Source organism: Dechloromonas denitrificans (assembly GCF_020510665.1).
GTDB lineage: Bacteria > Pseudomonadota > Gammaproteobacteria > Burkholderiales > Rhodocyclaceae > Azonexus > Azonexus denitrificans_B.
In genome coordinates, this window is record NZ_CP075187.1 from 1 (window position 1) to 16154 (window position 16154).

The following is a 16154-nucleotide window of genomic DNA, read 5'->3' on the forward strand; positions in this document are numbered from 1 at the left end:
ATGGCCGGTTTCTGGGAATCATGTTTGCTCCGTTTTGAGCAGGAATTGCCCGCACAGCAATTTAATACCTGGATCAAACCACTCAGGCTCGAAGGCGAAAGCACGCCGCTTGATGGCTTGCGCTTGATCGCACCAAACAGCTTTATTCAAAAATGGGTACGCGATCGCTATCTCGGCCGCATTGAAGAATATGCACATGCTTTCTTTTCTGCTCCGGTCACTATTTCTCTGACCATTGGCAGTGGCCGCTCATCAGCGCCAGCTTCAAACACGACAAGTACCGCTCAGACACCAACTGCCGGCACCAATACTTCCGGCAACAGCCCTGTTCCTTCTGAGAAGCCCCGCGCTCGAACCAGTAATTACGAAAAATCACGGCTTTTTTCTTCTTTCACTTTCGACAACCTGGTTGTCGGCAAGGCAAACGATCTGGCCCGGGCAGCATCTGTTCAAGTTGCAAACAATCCGGGCGGTGCCTACAACCCACTTTTCATCTACGGTGGGGCTGGGCTGGGTAAAACTCATTTGATTCATGCCATCGGCAATACCATCCTTGCTGAAAATCCGGAAAAAATCGTTCGCTACGTACATGCTGAAGACTATTACTCCGACGTAGTCCGGGCTTATCAGCAAAAATCCTTCGATTCGTTCAAGCGCAGCTACAGGACGCTCGATGTTCTTTTGCTTGATGACGTTCAATTTTTCAACGGGAAAAACCGTTCCCAAGAAGAATTTTTCTTCCTATTCAATGCGTTAATCGAAGCCCGCAAACAGATCATCATCACCTGCGACACATATCCGAAAGATATCAACGGACTTGATGATCGTCTGGTGACGCGCTTTGACTGGGGTCTTACGGTCCAGATCGAGCCGCCCGAACTGGAAATGCGCGTCGCCATTCTCAAGAAAAAGGCCGAAGCTGAAGGGCTGCAGCTTGATGACGAAGTTGCATTTTTCATTGCCAAACATCTGCGTTCGAACGTCCGGGAACTGGAAGGGGCGCTCAAGAAGGTCCTGGCTTATTCGTCTTTCCATGGCCGCTTGATTGCACTCGACCTTGCCAAGGAAGCGCTCAAGGATTTGATCGGCTCTGTCCGCAATGTCGGCATGGATAACATCCAGAAGACAGTCTCCGACTACTACAAGATCAAGGTTGCAGACCTGTTTTCAAAAAAACGGACACGGGCCATCGCACGTCCCCGGCAAGTTGCAATGTGGTTGTGCCGTGAAGTGACCTCACACAGCTATCCTGAAATTGGTGATGCATTCGGGGGCCGTGATCACACAACAGTCATTCATGCCGTCAAGACAATCGACAGCTTGCGAACCAAGGAAAACGAACTCAACCATGACCTGCATGTTCTTTTGCAGGTACTTAAAGGCTGATCTGTTGATAAGTCTGAGGGAAAGCTGTCAGGCAATTGTGAGCAAACTTGAATTTTCAATTGAACGAAAAAATTGTTCGACATTGATCCACAGCTTTCAAGGGTAGTTTTCAAGAGGCAAAAAATAGATTTAAGTAGATGATTTTTATATAAAATTTACAGTTATCAACAGACTCATTCCTGAGGTAGTATCAGTAGTAGATTTATTTATAGTTCTTATATAAAAGCTTCTACAAACCAATTTCCGGCCAACCTTTTTACTTTGCAGAGCATTCTTCGAAAACACTGGGAACAATCTGAGACAAATTTTCTGTGTATAAACTTGTGGAAAACTTGTCTCTAAAATGTGAGTTGTCTGTGTCTTTCAGCTTTGTGAGAAAATTGTCCCGATTTCATCCTCAAGCAATCCAGAGCTTTACCAAGAACAAAAAAACGTATTCAAACATTTGAAATTAAACAATAAATTTCAGTTATCCACAGAGTCATTCCCGATATAGTCTACTTAGGAATTTAATTTATGGTTCTTATTAAAACCCATAGAGACACGCTTCTTGCCCCTTTGCAGTCGGTATCGGGGATTGTTGAACGACGTCACACCCTGCCTATTCTTTCCAATGTCCTGCTTGAGAAGAAAGGTGAAAAACTCACCCTGCTCGCAACCGATATCGAGATTCAAATCACGACTTCGACAGAAGTAGGAGCCGGCGAGGGGGACGGTGCAGTGACTGTCGGTGCACGCAAACTGCAGGAAATCTTGCGTTCGCTGCCTGATACAACCGAAGTCAGCCTGGTTCTCGAAGACAAGCGCCTTCAGGTTCGCGCCGGCAAGAGCCGTTTCAGCCTGCAGACGCTGCCGGCCGATGATTTCCCGCGAATGACGATGGCTGAGGGTGAAACGCGTCAATTTGCGATTTCCCAGAAAGCATTCCGTCAGCTGCTTGGCAAGACGCAATACAGCATGGCGGCACAGGACGTGCGCTACTACCTGAACGGTCTTCTGCTGTTGGTTGAGGGTAAGGAATTGCGTGCGGTGGCGACGGATGGTCATCGTCTGGCTTTTGCCAGCGTTGAAATCGATGCCGACTTGCCGCGCCAGGAAATGATTCTGCCGCGCAAAACCGTGCTTGAACTGAATCGCTTGCTGGTTGATAACGATGAGCCGCTGAATATCACGCTTACGGCCAATCAGGTTCGCTTCAATTTTGGTTCTGTCGTCCTGGTCTCAAAGCTGATTGATGGCAAATTCCCGGATTACGAACGGGTTGTTCCGGCAACGTTGAAAAATCACCTGACCGTTGGCCGCCAGTCGCTGATGCAGGCAATGAGCCGCGCAGCGATCCTGACCAATGAAAAATTCCGCGGTGTACGCGTTGTTTTGGGCGAAAACAGCCTGAAGCTTATTGCTGCAAATGCGGAACAGGAAGAAGCTCAGGACGAAATTGAAGTAAACTATCAGGGTGACGTCATCGATGTTGGCTTCAACGTCGGCTATTTGCTGGATGTGTTGAACAATGTTCACACTGAGGAAATCCAGTGGAGCTTCAACGATGCGAATTCCAGCGCGCTGATTACTGTCCCCGGTAATGAGCGCTTCAAATACGTTGTCATGCCGATGCGTATCTGAACCCTGAAAGAAAATCCAAGTTTCACGTGGAACCCAAGCAATGAGCGAAGAAAACAGCCCGAAGGACGGTTCTCCGGCCTACGGTGAAGCAAGCATCCAGATTCTTGAAGGTCTGGAGGCTGTCCGCAAACGTCCGGGGATGTATATCGGTGATACCTCCGATGGTACCGGCCTGCACCACCTTGTTTTCGAGGTCGTCGACAATTCGATTGACGAAGCGCTGGCGGGTCATTGCGACGATATTACCGTCACGATCCACGTTGATAACTCAATCAGCGTCATCGACAACGGTCGGGGTATCCCGACCGGGGTCAAAATGGACGACAAGCACGAACCCAAGCGCTCAGCGGCTGAAATTGCGCTGACTGAACTGCACGCCGGCGGCAAATTCAACCAGAATTCCTACAAGGTTTCCGGTGGTCTGCACGGCGTCGGTGTTTCCTGCGTCAATGCGCTGTCCAAGTGGCTGCGCCTGACCATTCGTCGCGATGGCAAGAAGCACTTCATGGAATTTCACCGTGGTGTGCCCGTCGACCGCAACATTGAAGTTCGTGACGGATTTGAAGTTTCGCCACTGAAAATTCAGGGCGATACCGAAAAACGCGGCACCGAGGTGCATTTTTCGGCCGACGAAGAAATTTTTGGTCACGTTGAATTTCATTACGAAATTCTTGCCAAGCGCCTGCGCGAACTGTCTTTCCTGAACAACGGCGTGAGCATTCGCCTGGTTGATCAACGCCATGGCAAGGATGAATTGTTTGCCTTTGCTGGTGGTGTACAGAGCTTTGTTGAGTACATCAACCGCAGCAAATCGGTATTGCACCCCAGTATTTTCTACTCGGCCGGCGAAGCCAAGGTTGGCGACACCGGTGTCACCATCGGCGTCGAAGTGGCGATGCAGTGGAACGATTCCTACCAGGAACAGGTGCTCTGCTTTACCAACAACATTCCGCAATCCGATGGCGGCACCCACCTGACTGGCCTGCGTGCCGCGATGACGCGGGTGATCAACAAGTACATCGACGAACACGAAATCGCCAAGAAGGCCAAGGTTGAAATCGCCGGCGATGACATGCGCGAAGGCCTGGCCTGCGTGTTGTCGGTCAAGATGCCAGATCCCAAGTTTGCCTCGCAGACCAAGATGAAACTGGTTTCTTCGGAAGCCCGTCCGGCGGTTGAAGAAGTTGTTGCCCAGAAACTGGCTGACTTCCTGCTCGAACGTCCGGCTGACGCCAAAATCATTACTGGCAAGATCGTCGAAGCTTCGCGCGCCCGTGAAGCTGCTCGCCGCGCTCGTGAATTGACGCGTCGCAAAGGTGTGCTCGATGGCATCGGTTTGCCCGGAAAACTGGCTGATTGTCAGGAAAAAGACCCGGCACTGTGCGAAATGTACATCGTCGAGGGTGACTCCGCAGGCGGCTCTGCCAAGCAGGGTCGTGACCGCAAGTTCCAGGCCATCCTGCCGCTGCGCGGCAAGGTACTGAATGTGGAAAAGGCCCGTTTCGACAAGCTCATTTCCAGCGAGCAAATCGTCACGCTGATTACCGCGCTTGGGACGGGTATCGGCAAGGACGAGTTCAAGATCGAGAAGCTGCGTTACCACCGCATCATCATCATGACCGACGCGGACGTTGACGGTGCGCACATCCGCACCTTGCTGCTGACGCTGCTCTATCGCCAGATGCCGGAACTGATCGAACGCGGTTACGTGTATATCGCCCAGCCGCCGCTCTACAAGGTCAAGCATGGCAAGACCGAGCGCTACCTGAAGGACGATCAGGAATACCACCAGTTCCTGCTGCGCATGGCGATGGACGAAGCCAGCCTGACGCCACGTGCCGGTGCTGAGCCTGTGACTGGCCCTGCACTTGAGGAACTAGCCCGTTCCTGGTTGTTGACCGAATCGGTGATCGAACGCATTTCCCACTTGGTTAATCCGGAAGTGCTCAAGACATTGGTTCAGCACAATCTGAAAATTGATCTTTCCAGCGAAAATCTGGCTCGGGAGAGCGCCGAACTGGTTGCCAAGCATCTGGTCAGTGGTATCCGTGTTGTGCCAAAATTTGACGATATCCAAGAACGCTGGACCTTGCGCGTTGAAAAAATGCATCACGGAAACCTGAAGGTCGGCATCATCGATGATGATCTTCTTCTTTCGGGCGACTATCAGCAGTTACGTCGTACTGCCGAAACATTGGCCGATCTGTTTGGACCGGGCGCCTTCATGGCGCGGGGTGAAAAGAAGCAGGCAGTGACCAATTTCGGTACCGCAATGCAATGGCTGCTTAACGATGTCGAGCGTGGTATCAGCAAGCAGCGTTACAAAGGCTTGGGTGAGATGAATCCAGGGCAACTTTGGGAAACCACGATGGATCCGAAAGTTCGCAGACTGTTACGTGTTCAGATCGATGATGCTATCGCCGCCGACGAAATCTTTACAACCCTGATGGGTGAACTGGTCGAACCGCGTCGTGCTTTCATTGAAACCAATGCCTTGAATGCCCGGATCGATATTTAAGATTTTTGTATTCAAAACAAAGCAAAAAGGCTCTTTTTAGGGCCTTTTTGCTTTTTACAGTGTTTCGTTATTTGGCAATATTGATGCTACGCTCATCCTTGTTCTTGTATGAATGATGTAAAAATCAAGGAGACAAGGAATGGGATCAAAGTACTGGAAAATACGATCCGACTACTGGGATTCTCTGCGCTTTCAACTGACGCTGGGTGTCCTGCTCATGCAAGCTATTTGCCTTGCATCACTTGCAATCATTGCTCAGGAACGCCTCAAGAGCAGTTTTCTTGATCAATTGCAGTTCCAGCAGGAAAGCAATCTTCGTTTCGTTTCGAAATGGCTTGAAAACGAAATTGGTGAGCGTTTTGGATCGTTGCAAGCGATTGCAGAGCAATTACCGGTCAAAGATTGGGCAAATGGTGATCTTGTTCAGCGCCACTTGAGCAATCAAAGCAGTATCAATCGGCTTTTTGGACGTGATGTTTATGTTCTGTCGACAGCCGGAATACGTATTGCTGAAGCTCCAGTGCGCCAGAATATTGGCTCAGATTACCGGGATGCTCCTTATTTCAAGAAGGCGATTGAATCTCGCCATCCAGTGATCATGCCACTGATAGGACGATTTTCAGGGCGCCCGAATCTTGTTTTTGCGGTTCCCGTTCTTGATAAAAAGGGCGCTGTAATCGCGGTTATCTGTGGTTCGGATGAACTGGGGCCAGGCAGTAATTTTTATATTTCAGATTTTGCCAACAATGGTCAGGAAGGGGGATACCAGGTTATTTCCCTGAATGAAGGTACTTATGTGGCAAGCACCGATGCGTCGATGGTGATGAGCAAAGTGTTGGAGCCGCCCGTCGCACCACTCCTTGAGCGAAGAATTACAGAGGGGTTTACCGGTCCTGGCTGGACCAGAAACTCGGCAGGTCAGGAAATAGTTTCTTATGCAAGCAAGCTGAAAGGGATTGACTGGCTTGTCATCGCTTATGTTCCGGCCAGGCAGGCACTTGCCGCACTTGAAGGGCTGACTCTGACGATCTGGATCGGGGCCATTCTTGCGTTACTCGTTACAGGTTTTGTGGTCTGGCGTTTCATGGGATACCAGCTTCGTCCCCTGGAAAACACAGCCGGGAAAATTGTCGAGATTTTGCCCAGCCAAACGCCAATACGGCTACCTGAAATGGGACGCCGAGAAATTCGAACGTTCATTGAACATTTCAACCGCCTGCATCGCGTCATTCATGAACAGTTTATTGCGCTTCAAGAAGAGCGTGATCACCTTGAATTAGCCGTTAATCAGCGGACAGAAGCCTTGGCGCTTAGCGAGCAATTTACTCGTGCGATCACAGACGCACTACCCAGCATGATTGCCTATTGGGATACAGATTTGTGTAATCGCTTTGCCAATCGTGCCTACATGGATTGGTTCGGGAAAAATTCTGCCGAAATAGGCGGAATTCAGATGAAAGAGCTGATTGGGGAAGATAATTTCAGGTTTGTCGAGCCACACATACGCGCGGTGTTACTTGGCAAGCAACAATGCTTTGAGCGTATTTTGGCAAAACAGGGGCAATCTGAACGCTATGTATTGGCACATTACATCCCTGATGGAGAGTCCGGATCGGTCAAAGGATTTTTTGTCCTTCTCTATGACATTACTCAACTCAAGCTGGCCGAAATTCAGATTCAGCAACAAGCCGACGAGCTGGACGATCTCTATAACCATGCGCCATGCGGCTATCACTCCCTTGATGAACACGGAGTGATCCAAAAGATCAACGATACAGAGCTGACTTGGCTTGGTTATGAGCGGGATGAGCTTGTTGGCAAGCAGAAAATCACAAAATTCCTGACACCTTCATCAATCGCGGTATTCGAGCAAAATTTTCCAAAAATTCTGGCCGGGCAAGCGCGCTCTGAATTGGCGCTGGAATTGATCCATAAAAATGGCAGCACTTTGCCGGTTTTGCTCTCTGCAACCGCTGTATTGAATGAATCGGGCCATTTCGTTTGCACCCGTTCCGTGTTGATCGACTATTCGCAGCTTCGCAGCCAAAAGGAAACGCTTGAGCGCGTGTTGTCTGCTTCACCCATGGCTGTGCGTATCGCACGTGTTGAAGACCATCAAATTATTTTTGTTAACCAGGCTTTTTGCGATCTGGTCCATAGGGAAAAAGAAGCAACAAATCACGAAGATGTAAGCCATTACTATGCAGATTCTGTAGTTTTTGAAGAAATTCGCAGCTCGCTGGCGCGCGGAGAGTCTGTATTCAACAGACTGGTTGAAATCTATTTTCCGGACGATCCGGAGGAGCCCCATGTCTGGGCGATGGGTTCCTACATGAATATCGATTACGACGGACGCCCTGCGGTTCTCGCCTGGTTTTTTGATATCACCCGTCTGCAGGAAGCCAAGTCCGAAGCTGAAGCTGCGACCAAGGCCAAAAGCGTATTCCTGGCCAATATGAGCCACGAAATCAGAACACCAATGAATGCCATCATCGGTATGGCAGATTTGGCGCTTTCGACGCAGTTGAATACGCGGCAATTCAACTATATTTCCAAAATCAAGTCAGCTTCCGAAAGCCTGCTGACGCTGATTAACGACATTCTCGATTTTTCAAAAATTGAAGCCGGAAAGCTCGAAATAGAGCGCACGCCGTTCATTCTTGAAACGGTATTCCAGCGTCTTTCGAGTGTCGTTGCCTTGCGCGCAGAAAGTCAGGGAATCGAGCTCTACTACGATATTGACGAAGACTCATGTCTGTTTGAAGGTGATCCGTTGCGGCTGGGGCAGATTCTGACCAACCTGGTCAGTAATGCGCTGAAGTTCTCGACCGGCGGTCATGTGATCGTCAAGGTCAGAACCTCGCTACAGGGCAAACAGGATGCCGAACTCCACTGTTCCGTCAGTGACCAAGGTATCGGTATGAGCGAGGAACAGATCGGCAAGCTCTTTAATCCATTTACGCAAGCTGATTCTTCGACGACACGCCGTTTTGGCGGTACCGGCCTGGGGTTGTCGATCAGCCGGCAGTTGATCGAGCTGATGGGGGGGCAGATCTGGGTGGAGAGTCTGTTGGGTTGTGGCAGCACCTTCCATTTCACTGTACGGCTGAAACTGATCGGGGCTGACCGGCGTCTGAGTTTGCATGAATTCGGTGCCCGACTGGCCGAACGGGCCGATTCGCCCGTCTTGATCGTGGATGACAACCCGGTATCGCTCAATATTCTTTGCCGCTTGATAAATCAATTGGGGCTGAAGGCAGAAGTTGCTGCGAGCGGGTTCGAGGCTATCCGTAAAATCCAGATCGAGCCTGTGACGGACTATCTGGCGTGTCTGGTGGATTGGCGCATGTCAGGTATGGACGGGATCGATACTATCCGGCAGATGCGATCAATTCACACCCAGCGCCAAACCACTGCGCCAAAGATGATTTTGGTGAGTGCATTCAGCCACCATAGCGAATTGAACGAGATTGCCGGCGAAATAGACGGTGTCCTCGCCAAGCCAATCTGTGCCCGTTACCTTTACGTCGAACTTGCCAACTGTCTCGGCATGGTCAGTGCCGATAGCGTACCTGTTGAACGGCGCAAGATTGCAGTTCAGCAATGGTCGCGTTTCAGTGGCATCGACATCCTTGTGGTTGAAGATATCGAGATTAACCGTGAGGTGATCGGCGAACTTCTCGGCAATGTCGGATTGAAAGTCCGCTTTGCCACGAATGGGCAGGAATGCCTGCAAAGCGTATCGGTAAAACGTCCGGATCTTGTCCTGATGGATCTTCAGATGCCGGTGATGGATGGGTACATGACCACCCGAAACTTGCGGGAAAATCCCGACTATCTGACCTTGCCGATTATTGCCTTGACCGCCAATGCCTTGCACGAGGAAAAAGAGCGCTGTTTACAGGCTGGCATGAATGGTCATGTCTCCAAACCGGTGCGCATGGCCCAGCTGTATGAGCAAATGCTTGACTGCATGCCAACCTGGCAACCGAGAGAGCCTGCCTTGGATAGCGAATTGAAATTGAGTAACGACCCGTCTATCGACACCTTGGCCGGCCTGGCGTTTCCCGGTATTGATCTGGCTGTGGGGTTGAACCATGTTGGCAAGGTGCCGCTTTATCTGCGTTTATTGGCAAAATTCCGAGACACTCATGGTGCAACGTTCGACAATGATTATGCCCAGGCGCAAAGTCGCAATGATTGGGGTGCCCAGGTCCGGATTGCACACACCCTGAAGGGAACGGCCTATACCCTGGGGGCATTCGATTTGGGTGAAGCGGCAGAAAAACTGGAGTCGGCTGCGACAGAGAGAGATACGAACGCATGCGCTGCATGCCTTTCCGAGACGCTCGATCAGTTGCAGATTGTGATGGATGGTTTGGACAGGGTCTGAACAAGCTGCATAGAATGGCTGATGACAAGGCTGTCAGTCAGCTTTTACGATCAACAGGATAATTTTGAATGCGGGTAGTTGTTCAGCGTGTTATTGAAGCTTCTGTCGCGGTCGACCGCGACATTGTCGGCAAAATCGGTGCTGGTTTGCTTGTTCTGGCCGGCTTTGAGGCAGGGGACGAGGAAGCCGATCTGGACTGGATGGTCGGCAAGATACTGCGCATGCGTATCTTCTCCGATGAGCAAGGGGTGATGAATTGCTCTGTCCAGGAGGTTGCGGGCGATATTTTGGCAGTTTCGCAGTTCACGCTTTACGCCTCGGTTAAAAAGGGCAATCGTCCATCCTGGAATAAAGCGGCTCGGGGGGATGTTTCCGGGCCATTATTCGAAAAATTTGTCGGAAAACTTTCGGCTGGACTGGGAAAATCGGTAGAAACCGGTATTTTTGGTGCCAATATGCAGGTTTCCCTGATCAATGACGGGCCGGTTACCTTGACGATCGATTCCCGGTCGCCGGAATAAGCGCCGCCCGACTATCCCGATTTCTGCGGTGAATTAAGGGACGACAGTCAGCTCGGCTGGCTTGCCGACAAATTCGATGCGCTTGTTCAGGGCCTCGGTCACAAAAACATGGCCGTCACGGTCAACGCGCAAAACAAGGCCAATTTGAGTTTTCCTGGCCATTTTCTGCCAGTCCGCAGGACCGGCGATAAAAATCGGCTTGGAACTGGCATCGGATAAGGTGCCAGCCTTCGGACCGGGTGGAATCAGGACGGTGACTGCTTGCGTATGCGCTGCCGGATAGGCGCTGCGTGGGTCGAGCAGATGGGGGTAACGTTGCCCATCGTGTTCGAAAAATCGCTGGTAATCACCGGATGTTCCAATCGCTTCGCCATCTTCAAGGCTAACCGTCGCCATCGGGCCGGGCTGGCGTGGGTGCTGGATGCCGACACGCCATTTTTGGCCATTTTTCGAACCCAGCGCCATGACATTGCCACCGATGTTGATCAGGGCATTGGCCATGCCTTGAGCGCGCAGGATGGCGGCAGCTCGATCGAGGGCAACGCCTTTGAGATAGCCGCCAAAATCGAGGGCGACCTGTTTTTTGCGACTGCGTATCGTGTTGCCGCTCACCGTCAGGTCGGCAATCGAAGGTCGTGCGGCGCGCCAGGCATCGAGTGCTGCGGTCGACGGCAGTTCTGCCTTGAATTCGTCGGACTGAAATCCCCAAAGTCCGATCAATTGCCCGATGCCTGGATCAAAAAGGTAATCGCCCTGCTGGCTCAGGGAGGCCGCTTCGCGGACGAAAGCGGCGAGTTCAGGAGTGACTTCAGTCGGGGCTCCCCGAGCGATGGCGCGATTCACTGCGGTCAGCTCGGAGTCCTGCCAGGCATGATAATGCTGGTGCAAGCGATCGAATTCCTGCAACAGGGCGGCGATGGCCTGGCGGCCTTGTGCCGGGTCAGCGCTGGCGACCAGTACTTCAACCCGAGTGCCGAAGACGTAGGCTTGTTGTTCCTGCACCGCCGGTCGGTGGCATGCCCCAAGCAGCAACACCAGCCCGAGAGCGCTCAGGAAACGCCGCATGCGTGTTCAATGGCGGTGATGAAGGCACCGGCGGCATCGAAACCGGTTTGCTGGCGAATTTCGACCATGCAGGTCGGGCTGGTGACGTTGATTTCAGTCAGATGCGTGCCGATGACGTCAAGGCCAACCAGCATCAATCCGCGCTTTAGGAGAATCGGGCCGAGTGTTTCGGCAATTTCCCGATCGCGCGGCGAGAGATCCTGCGCCACGCCGGTTCCGCCAACTGCCAGATTGCCACGCGTTTCGCCGGCTTTTGGAATGCGTGCCAGGCAATAGGGAACGGGCTTGCCGGCGATCAGCAGGATGCGCTTGTCGCCTTGGCTGATCTCCGGCAGGTAGCGCTGTGCCATGACCGTGCGGCGGCCTTCGTGAGTCAGTGTTTCGAGGATGACGTTGCGGTTCGGGTCGTTGCGGTGAATGCGAAAAATCTGGCTGCCGCCCATGCCATCGAGCGGCTTGAGGATGACGTCGCGGTATTCCTCGATGAAATGCTGCAACTGGTTGATATCGCGCGCCACCAACGTTGGCGGGGTGAACTGGTCGAATTCGGTGATTGCGATTTTTTCCGAATGGTCGCGCAGGGCACGTGGTCGGTTGAATACCTTGACGCCATTGGCCTCGGCCCGTTCGAGCAACCAGGTTGCGGTCAGATATTCAAAATCGAAAGGCGGGTCGCGCCGCATGATGACGGCATCGAAGGCTTTCAGCGGCCAGTATTCGCGGCCGGTTTCGCGGTACCAGTCATGGTCGTCCGGACGCAGGCGCAAATGTACCGCTTCACCGAAAACTCCGCCGGGGTGGCCGGGTTCCGGACGTCGCCAGCCCAGCGTTGCAGCATCGATGGCAAAAACTTCATGACCGTGTTTTTCGGCCGCCCGCATCATGGCGATCGATGAGTCTTTCCAGGCCTTGAGTGAATCCAGCGGATCGAGAACGAAAGCCAGCTTGAGCGAGCGGCTGCTCGCCCCGAAGGCTTGCTGTTCGAAGTGCAGCTGCTGGGCCACTAGATGCCGGCTTCTTCTGGCGCGGTGCGTTCCAGCTCGACTGCGGCAGCCAGGCAGGCCAGTCGGCCGACCACGCCATAGGCGTAGAAGCGGTTGGGCGGCGAATCGGGATTGCCGCAGCGATAGTCGGGCAGGTTGCAGCCGGTTTCGAAGGCGAGCGGCTCGAAATGCATGCCCGGCGCGTTGAGGTTCTCGTCCTTGCCGCGCCCGGTATGCACGCGATAGAAACCGCCGACGACGTAGCGATCGATCATGTAGATCACCGGTTCGGCAACGGCTTCGTTGAGCGTCTCGAAGGAATGCACGCCTTCCTGGATCAGCACTTCGGAAACTTCGAGGCCTTCCTTGATGACGCTCATCTTGTTGCGCTGCTTGCGGTTGAGCGCAATGACTTCATCCGCATCGCGCACCGTCATGACGCCCATGCCGTAGGTCCCGGCGTCGGCCTTGACTACCACGTAGGGCGTTTCGTCAATGCCGTATTCCTTGTACTTTTCCTTGACGATGTCGAGCACGGCGGCGACGTTGGCGGCCAGGCATTCCTCACCCTGGCGCTCATGGAAATTGATGCTGCGGCAGACCGAAAAGGCCGGGTTGATGCGCCACGGGTCGATGCCGATTTCCTTGGCAAAGTCGTTGGCCACCTGATCGTAGGCGGCAAAGTGGTTGGATTTGCGGCGCACTGCCCAACCGGCGTGCAGCGGCGGCAACACCACCTGATCGTGCAGGTTTTTCAGAATATCGGGGATGCCGGCTGAAAGATCGTTGTTCAGCAATACGGCACAAGGTTCGAAACCATCGACGCCCAGGCGGTTGCCCTTGCGGACCAGGGGTTCAAGCAGCAATTGCCGGCCATTCGGCAGATCGATCGGCGTCGGCTTGTCGATTTCCGGCAGCATCGAGCCGAGGCGGATATTGAGGCCGGTCTGGCGCAGGATATCGACCAGTTGCGCGACGTTCTGCAGGTAGAACTGGTTGCGCGTGTGGTTTTCCGGAATCAGCAGCAGGCTGCGCGCTTCTGGACAGAATTTTTCGATGGCACTCATCGCTGCCTGCACGCAAAGTGGCAGGAACGCCGGATTCAGGTTGTTGAAGCCGCCGGGATAGAGATTGGTATCGACCGGCGCCAGTTTGAAGCCCGAATTGCGCAAGTCGCACGAGGAGTAGAACGGCGGGGTGTATTCCTGCCATTGGCCACGCAGCCAGTGTTCGATCTGGGGACTGCTTTCGAGGAACTTGCGTTCGAGTTCAAGCAGGGGGCCGGTGAGGGCGGTGGTCAGGTGTGGAACCATGGTGCTGTCTCTCAATCACGAGGGTTTTTCTTGTGGCCGCAAATCTTACACCGCAGTGCAGCAAAAATCCGCCTTTGCTGCGGTCAACTCCTTGAAAACAGGTAAAATTCGACCCCTTGTTTTACCGTTTGTTTTACGCCAATTCGCAGATCGGAATCGCCGTGCTTGTCGCCGCCAATATCACCATGCAGTTCGGGGTCAAACCCCTGTTTGAAAACGTTAATGTCAAATTTGGCGAAGGCTATCGCTACGGCCTGATCGGTGCCAACGGTGCCGGCAAATCGACCTTCATGAAGATCCTGTGCGGCGCCCTTGAGCCGTCGGCCGGCAATGTCTCGAAAGAGAAGCACGAGCGCATGGCGTACCTGAAACAGGACCAGTTTGCCTACGAAGACATGCGTGTTCTCGATGTCGTGATGGCCGGCCACGAGGAACTGTGGACAGCGATTCAGGAACGCGATGCGATCTACGCCAACCCGGAAGCGACCGAAGACGACTACATGCGCGCCGCCGAACTGGAAGGCAAGGTTGGCGAATACGACGGTTACACCGCAGAATCCCGTGCCGGCGAGCTGCTGCTCGGTGTCGGTATCCCGACCAGCCAGCACAATGGTCCGATGAGCGAAGTCGCACCCGGCTGGAAGCTGCGTGTGCTGCTCTGCCAGGCGCTGTTCGCCAACCCGGACATCCTGCTGCTCGACGAACCGACCAACAACCTCGACATCAATACCATTCGCTGGCTGGAAGACATCCTCAACGCGCGTGAGTCGACGATGATCATCATCTCGCACGATCGTCACTTCCTGAACCAGGTCTGTACCCACATGGCCGACCTGGACTACGGCAAGATCACCACCTACGCCGGCAACTACGACGACTTCATGGAAGCCGCCCAGCAAGCCCGTGAGCGCCAGCAGAACGCCAATGCCAAGGCCAAGGAACGCATCGCTGAACTTCAGACCTTCGTCCGTCGCTTCTCGGCCAATGCGTCCAAGGCCAAGCAGGCGACCAGCCGGATGAAGCTGATCGACAAGCTCAAGCCGGAAGACGTCAAGCCGTCGTCGCGCCAGTACCCGTGGATCCGCTTCGACTACGACGAGAAGGCCAAGCTGCACCGTCAGGCCGTCGAGATCGAGAATCTCTCCTTCACCTACGCAGGAAGTGATCGCAAGATTTTCAACAACCTGACGCTGACCATCAACGCCGGTGAAAAAATTGCCGTGATCGGTGAAAACGGCGTCGGCAAGACGACCTTCCTGAAGTTGCTGATGGGCGAGCTGCAGCCGCAGTTCGGCACGTTGAAATGGGCTGAAAAGGCCAATCCGGGCTATTACGCGCAGGATCACAGCGAAGCCTTCAAGTCGGAAGAAAACCTGACTGAATGGATTGCTGGCTACGCCCGTGCCACGATTGAAGACGGCGGCGATCTGGAAACCCTGATTCGCGGTACGCTCGGTCGTCTTTTATTCTCCGGCGATGACGTCAAGAAGCCGGTGAGTGTGATTTCCGGGGGCGAACAGGGCCGCATGCTGTTTGGCAAGCTGATGCTGTCCAAGCATAACGTGCTGGTGATGGACGAGCCGACCAATCACCTGGATATGGAATCGATCGAGGCACTGAACTCCGGGCTGGAAAAATTCCCCGGTACGATGATCTTCGTTTCGCATGACCGCGAATTCGTTTCGTCGCTGTCGACCCGTGTTCTGGAAGTCAAGAATGATGGCCGGATTGTCGATTACCTCGGCGGTTACGAGGATTACCTGGCCAGCCAGGGCGTTAATTAAGCAATCGTTTCCTCCGATTTCGGCGGGTAGACCGCGAAAGGCCGGCGCAGCATGCGACCGGCCTTTTTGTTTGCGACTTACTGGAGTGTTACGCCGGCAGCAAACATCCGGATCAGTCGTACGCAATCGACATCGGACTGGTGGTAAGCCGATTTGACGTAGTCGATATAGGCCCGATCTTCCGAGTTGGGATCGATCGCGAGGGTTGTTTCGTAGGCAAAGCGGAGGAAGAGAAAGTCCGGCTCAGGTTCTTCGATGGTGATCGTCAGGCTGCCGCCGGCATGTGTTTCGGAGGGCAGGATGTCGAAGCGGACGGCCGTACCCGGCGTGATCGTGACGCGGTCCTGGATTGTCGCCGGCCCGAAATCGAGTTCGCGCAGCAAGGTGTCGCCATGGCGTTCGAGAATGGTTGAAGACTCAAGTCCCGGCAGGAAGGGAATGGGGTTTTCAACGCGTTGCAGCAGGCCCTGCCAGAGCTGGTCGCGGCTCAAGGTGTCGACCAGCGGGTTTTCCGGGTCGTTGATCTGGATGAGATGTTCGAAATTCATGGCTGGATGTTAGCATTCCC

9 protein-coding genes and 1 pseudogene are annotated in these 16154 nt (G+C 53.4%); 6 read left to right on the top strand and 4 right to left on the bottom strand.

The annotated features are described in order from the left end of the window. Nucleotides 1–44: 44 nt before the first annotated feature. From dnaA to dtd, 5 genes and pseudogenes are all read left to right on the top strand, one after another. A pseudogene (gene dnaA / locus KI614_RS00005) lies at nucleotides 45–1386 on the top strand (chromosomal replication initiator protein DnaA); the annotation flags it as partial. Nucleotides 1387–1902: 516 nt separating this feature from the next. Then, nucleotides 1903–3009, top strand: coding sequence for a DNA polymerase III subunit beta (dnaN, locus tag KI614_RS00010; protein ID WP_203468082.1), 1107 nt, complete (start codon nucleotides 1903–1905; stop codon nucleotides 3007–3009). A gap of 40 nt (nucleotides 3010–3049) precedes the next feature. Continuing rightward, nucleotides 3050–5527: a DNA topoisomerase (ATP-hydrolyzing) subunit B gene (gene gyrB / locus KI614_RS00015; protein WP_226407011.1), complete on the top strand. Its 2478-nt coding sequence runs from the start codon at nucleotides 3050–3052 to the stop codon at nucleotides 5525–5527. A gap of 139 nt (nucleotides 5528–5666) precedes the next feature. Beyond that, nucleotides 5667–9920, top strand: a complete 4254-nt coding sequence (locus KI614_RS00020) for a response regulator (RefSeq protein WP_226407012.1) — start codon at nucleotides 5667–5669, stop codon at nucleotides 9918–9920. A 68-nt stretch (nucleotides 9921–9988) separates the two neighbouring features. Then, entirely contained in the window at nucleotides 9989–10441 is a 453-nt protein-coding gene (gene dtd, locus KI614_RS00025) for a D-aminoacyl-tRNA deacylase (protein ID WP_226407013.1), read from the top strand. Nucleotides 10442–10474: 33 nt separating this feature from the next. On the opposite strand, the gene KI614_RS00030 is transcribed toward dtd, so the two are convergent. Genes KI614_RS00030 through gshA form a run of 3 tightly spaced genes read right to left on the bottom strand, consistent with a single transcriptional unit; the run spans nucleotide 10475 to nucleotide 13802 of the window. Next, a complete protein-coding gene (locus tag KI614_RS00030; RefSeq protein ID WP_226407014.1) occupies nucleotides 10475–11506 on the bottom strand; it encodes an FAD:protein FMN transferase in 1032 nt (343 codons plus the stop codon). Beyond that, complete coding sequence (gshB, locus tag KI614_RS00035; protein WP_226407015.1) at nucleotides 11491–12510, bottom strand: glutathione synthase; 1020 nt, start codon at nucleotides 12508–12510, stop codon at nucleotides 11491–11493. Before gshB ends, KI614_RS00030 begins: the two co-directional genes overlap by 16 nt. Continuing rightward, a complete protein-coding gene (gene gshA / locus KI614_RS00040) occupies nucleotides 12510–13802 on the bottom strand; it encodes a glutamate--cysteine ligase (protein ID WP_226407016.1) in 1293 nt (430 codons plus the stop codon). Before gshA ends, gshB begins: the two co-directional genes overlap by 1 nt. 161 nt (nucleotides 13803–13963) lie before the next feature. Between gshA and KI614_RS00045 the strand changes: the two genes are divergently transcribed. Next, nucleotides 13964–15586, top strand: a complete 1623-nt coding sequence (locus tag KI614_RS00045) for an ABC-F family ATPase (RefSeq protein ID WP_226409390.1) — start codon at nucleotides 13964–13966, stop codon at nucleotides 15584–15586. A gap of 77 nt (nucleotides 15587–15663) precedes the next feature. Here the strand turns inward: KI614_RS00045 and KI614_RS00050 are convergent, their stop codons facing one another. Further along, nucleotides 15664–16134, bottom strand: coding sequence for an SRPBCC family protein (locus KI614_RS00050; protein WP_226407017.1), 471 nt, complete (start codon nucleotides 16132–16134; stop codon nucleotides 15664–15666). Between the last annotated feature and the right edge of the window lie 20 nt (nucleotides 16135–16154).